This is a genomic window from Lacticaseibacillus pantheris DSM 15945 = JCM 12539 = NBRC 106106 (assembly GCF_001311175.1).
Taxonomy (GTDB): domain Bacteria; phylum Bacillota; class Bacilli; order Lactobacillales; family Lactobacillaceae; genus Lacticaseibacillus; species Lacticaseibacillus pantheris.
Genome location: NZ_BBAI01000067.1, coordinates 1 through 4,861, shown reverse-complemented (window position 1 = coordinate 4,861; position 4,861 = coordinate 1). Strand labels below are relative to the sequence as shown.

Here is a 4,861-nt window from a genome sequence, read left to right as displayed (position 1 = left end):
TTTCGAGACCGGACGGTGGTTTTCCGGACGGGCTTGAAATCGCGGCGGAAACACGCCCGCACCTGGCGGGTTGGAACCTTCGCCCTAGCAGTGGATTACCATGGAGCGCCCCACGAAAGCCGCAGCTCACCGGCCCGGCCGACGCTCTGCCGTCCCGCACATTGTGGCGGACTGAAATCAACTCATAATGGGACGTGGAGCAGTTGTTGGCATGATTGACTCGCGCCCCCAGAGCGCGTACAATAAATTAGTAGGAAAAGGAGTAGTGCACGTTTTTTTGATGGGTGCGCTACCGGTTATGAGGGGGTGAGCATAATGTCATCAAATCTTGATCAACCTAGTCATTCGGCTAATAACGATGATCCCGGAAGACGTGGCGTTGTGCCGCCGCTAACAATTGAGTTTGGTTAACTGACGTCAGTCACATCGGCTGAGTTGACGGCAGCGGCTGTTTGCTATGTCTTCCTAATTAATAGGAGGCATAAGCGTGATGCAGAAATTAAATATTACTGGTCTCACCCGTCGTCAGGTGACCGGTGCGCGTCTAGCTGGCCTACGTCCGGATACTGGGTGGGTACGACAGGCGTGGCTGTTACCATTGATGGTGCTCCTTTGGGGTGTGCTGTCCGTGGTTGCCGGTGGCCTGGGATTATCCGACTGGTTTTGGGGCCTAGGTGGGCTGACCACGATGGTGGTTTTGACGAGTTTGTTCGTGAGCAGGCTGAGCTTTGAGCGGGTTGTACGTCGGGTCCGGACCGTCGTAGTCCTGCGCGAAGGGTTGCCACGGGTTGTCGCGGTACATGACGTCGTCCTCGGCGACGTGGTACTGACACAACGCGGTGACCGGCTACCGTTTGTGGTGACTGATGTAGCGGGCACAACACGCGCAATTGGTCGTCATCTGGACGGTGGCAACGTGCTTGTAGTTCAATCGGCTCCGGTACGGCAATTGTTGCCGGTGAACGCAGCTTTGCAGTTGCTGCTAATTGGCTTTGGCTGGGTTATTGGGTTCTTCCGGCGGACGGTTGTGGTGCCGATGATTACCATTAATCGCTGGGTGGCCGAAAGTGTCCGGTCCGGAATGGTCACAATTAGTGACTGGGGCCGGCTGCTGGTACAGCGGTTGAACGGAAGGATGATTCTTTTTAGACGGGAGTCGGCCTTTCGGTATAATCAGGGGCCTGTCCAACCGGTTTGGACGGCTAGCTGATGTACGGTTAAAACGATAATGAATTAAAAAAACCGCGTTTGGACGCGGTTTTTTTTCTATGCCGTGGGCGTTGGGTGCGGGAAACGCGTGCTTTCCTGCTTTGTAACAAGAATTTAATCATGGGTAGCGACCCGGTGGTAACGGTAGGTTTATTGGGGCTAGGACGATGTTAACCGCACCTAGGGCAACGGTTACGACCATTTTTTTAGGTATAATTATTGATGAACGTTTGGGGAGGGGTGTTAACATGCCAACAGTAGTCGTATTTGGTCATAGTACTACCACCACGGCAGTCATTGTCGGGTTAATGCATTTAGATAATGGGTTGGACGTGACGGTGCCAGATGACAGTGATGAGCAACAGTTCAACGACCTCGTCGCTCTGGGCGGTATGGGGCATAATTCTGTGCGTAAAGCGACGCCCAAAGTTGTCGCCGCGGCCGATTTACTGGTGTTTACTGACTTTGACAGCGTTAGCACTGCCGATGCTGGCGATACAGTTACGGAAGCGAATATGCGGCCCCTGCGCGACGCCCTCAATGCGGCTATGGCCAGCGGGTTTGACGGTTCCATTCTGGTTGCCACTACCCGTGACGACCTCATGACCTACTTTGCACAACGGTTCTCTGGTGTGCCGAACGACCGTGTACTGGGTGTAGGCACGGCTGCACACAGCATTTATACCGCGAACCGGATTGCCCGTGAGCTGAACGTACCTGTCGATAACGTGGCCGTTGATGTGGTGGGAACAGCATCCGACTATCAGGTGCTCTGGAGCCGTGCGGCGGTGTCCACGGTGCCGTTGCTCAGCATGGTTCAAAATGATGCGACCGACGTTAGCGCCAACCTTATTCAGGTAGTGGACCGTGACTTACAACAGTTTGTCGCGGGCATTGGCGCGGCGGTCGTTGCAGACGTGGTGGCCCGTATTGTGGCGGTACTGCTTAGCGATGGCTCCGACATCGTCCCGTTAACCCTGATTACGAATGCAGGCGAGGATCTGAATGTGTCAGCCCGTCCGGCGGTGGTCGGACAGCGCCATGCTCAGGTGCTTCCGCGAGTGGCAGGTGCCCAGGCCGAAGAAGAAGCGTGGGCGGCCATTACCGGGCACGTTAGGGACGAAATCAAAACAATTGAAAACAATATTAGTGGAAGTAAGGATTAAATAATGAAGGCAAATTACGAATACCCTCTGGAACTGGATTGGACGACCGACGAAAAAAATTGCGGTTACTACATTTCTACAGATGGTGGAAGAAGCATATGAACACGGTGTGAACCGGGACAACCTGTTGGCGGCATACAACGCGTTTAAAAAAAAGTGGTGCCCGATAAGGCGGGGGAGCGGCGGATTGACCGTGAATTTGAGGCTGTGGCCGATTATTCGACCTACCGCGCGGTGCAAGCGGCTCGCCAGACGGACGGTCACACCGTCCGTTTGCATGTCGATCGGCGGCGATCATAAGGCCACTTTGCCGCCAAAATATCGTGGTGCACGCGTCCATGAATAAATGATTTCAGAAAGATAGAAATGTTTTGACTGGTGTGCTAAAATTATTAGCTGTATGCTGTGGCCGTTAAGTGGCTGAGCAAGCAGGCCACAACGGTCGAAAAGCGAAAGGAAGTTAACATGAAAACACGTGATGATATTCGGAACATTGCCATCATTGCCCACGTCGACCACGGTAAGACGACGTTGGTTAACGAAATGTTGAAGCAATCCGATACCTTGGCAGAGCACACCCAGATTGGGGACCGCGCGATGGATACTAACCCCATCGAAAAGGAACGTGGTATCACCATCCTGAGTAAGAACACTGCCGTTAAATATGGCGACACTACCATTAACATCGTGGATACACCAGGACACGCCGATTTCGGTGGTGAAGTGGAACGTATCATGAAGATGGTTGATGGGGTGCTCCTGGTTGTCGATGCCTTTGAAGGTACGATGCCACAGACCCGTTTCGTTTTAAAGAAGGCTTTGGAACAGCACCTGACACCAGTAGTTGTCATCAACAAGATTGACCGTCCTGGTGCTCGTCCTGACGAAGTGCTCGATGAAGTATTGGAACTGTTCATTGACTTGGGTGCCGACGAAAGTCAGCTTGAATTCCCGGTTGTTTACACCTCCGCCATCAACGGTACGTCCAGTTTGGACCCCGATGTTGCTACGCAGGAACACACGATGAAGCCAGTATTTGACACCATCGTGAAGACAATCCCTGCTCCAGAAGACACTTCCGACGAACCACTTCAATTCCAAGTTTCCATGCTGGACTACAACGATTACGTTGGTCGTATCGGTATTGGACGCGTGTTCCGTGGTACCATCAAGATCGGTGACCAGGTTGCGTTGATCAAGAAGGACGGTTCAACTAAGAACTTCCGCGTGACGAAGATGTTTGGTTTCTTCGGTCTCAAGCGAATTGAGATCAACGAAGCCAAAGCTGGGGACTTGATTGCTGTTTCCGGTATGGAAGACATCTTTGTTGGTGAAACCGTGACGGATCCTGCGCACCCAGAAGCATTGCCGATTCTGCGAATTGACGAACCAACCTGCAGATGATCTTTGCTGCTAACGACAGCCCATTTGCCGGTCGCGAAGGTGACCAGGTAACGGCACGTAAGATTGAGGACCGTTTGAACCAGCAGCTACAGACCGATGTATCCCTGCGCGTTGAGCCAACGGATACTTCAGGTCAGTGGGTTGTTTCTGGTCGTGGTGAGCTGCACCTGTCTATCCTGGTTGAGTCCATGCGCCGCGAAGGCTTTGAACTGCAGTTGGGTCGCCCACAGGTTATCTACCGTGAAATCGACGGCGAACTGTCCGAACCGTTTGAATCCGTACAGATTGACACCCCAGAGCAGTACACTGGTGCCATTATTGATGCCATGGCTCAACGTAAGGGTGAAATGAAGGACATGGAAAACGAAGGTAATGGTCAGACACGGATGGTCTTCTTAGTACCTTCTCGTGGTTTGATCGGTTACTCGACCGAATTCCTGTCCAGCACTGGTGGTTACGGTATCATGAACCACTCCTTTGAAAAGTACGCTCCGGTCATCAAGAACTGGAACCCGGGTCGTCAAAACGGTGCCCTGGTTTCCATCAACGCCGGTTCGGCAACGACGTACTCCCTGCAGTCCGTCGAAGACCGTGGGCAGTTGTTCATTCCGGCTGGTACCGAGGTTTACGAAGGTATGATTGTGGGCCAGAACTCCCGTGACACGGATATTGCCGTTAACGTCACTAAGGGTAAGAACCTGACCAACACGCGTGCTTCCGGGAAGGACCACGCCGCCGCCATCAAGACGCCTAAGGACTTGTCTCTGGAAGAATCCATTGAATTCTTGAACGATGATGAGTACTGTGAAGTTACACCACAAAGTGTTCGTCTCCGCAAGAAGATTCTGAACACGGGTGAACGTCAAAAGGCTGACAAGCGGCGTAAGGCAGCTTCGAGCAAGTAATAAATAAGTAATGCAATGGTCGTCCGGCTTGTGGCTGGGCGACCTTTTGTATACGCTGTTTAGGATCAATGCAGTTAGGGTTGACCTCGTCCACATCAAAGCCTAATATAATTAATATATAAAATTAATTTAACGCTTTGCGGGGCAGAGCCCGTCACTAGTACGTTGAACAGAGAA

At 52.4% G+C, this 4,861-nt stretch carries 2 protein-coding genes and 2 pseudogenes; all 4 read left to right on the top strand.

Translation table 11 applies throughout. The annotated features are described in order from the left end of the window. Positions 1-490 precede the first annotated feature (490 nt). The 4 genes and pseudogenes from JCM12539_RS12220 to typA all read left to right on the top strand — a co-directional run bounded on the left by JCM12539_RS12220 (position 491) and on the right by typA (position 4,684). The gene (locus JCM12539_RS12220; RefSeq protein ID WP_054651800.1) at positions 491-1,210 is read left to right on the top strand and encodes a hypothetical protein; all 720 of its coding nucleotides are present in this window, start codon (positions 491-493) and stop codon (positions 1,208-1,210) included. Positions 1,211-1,457: 247 nt separating this feature from the next. Then, positions 1,458-2,375, top strand: a complete 918-nt coding sequence (locus JCM12539_RS12215) for a Rossmann-fold NAD(P)-binding domain-containing protein (protein ID WP_054651798.1) — start codon at positions 1,458-1,460, stop codon at positions 2,373-2,375. A gap of 3 nt (positions 2,376-2,378) precedes the next feature. Next, positions 2,379-2,675: pseudogene (locus JCM12539_RS12210) on the top strand (UPF0223 family protein). A gap of 165 nt (positions 2,676-2,840) precedes the next feature. Continuing rightward, positions 2,841-4,684: pseudogene (typA, locus tag JCM12539_RS12205) on the top strand (translational GTPase TypA). Positions 4,685-4,861 lie beyond the last annotated feature (177 nt).

Bases quoted from the DNA above. Each gene is read 5' to 3' on its own strand.
- JCM12539_RS12220 (WP_054651800.1), top strand. From the start codon at position 491: ATGCAGAAATTAAATATTACTGGTCTCACCCGTCGTCAGGTGACCGGT.
- JCM12539_RS12215 (WP_054651798.1), top strand. From the start codon at position 1,458: ATGCCAACAGTAGTCGTATTTGGTCATAGTACTACCACCACGGCAGTC.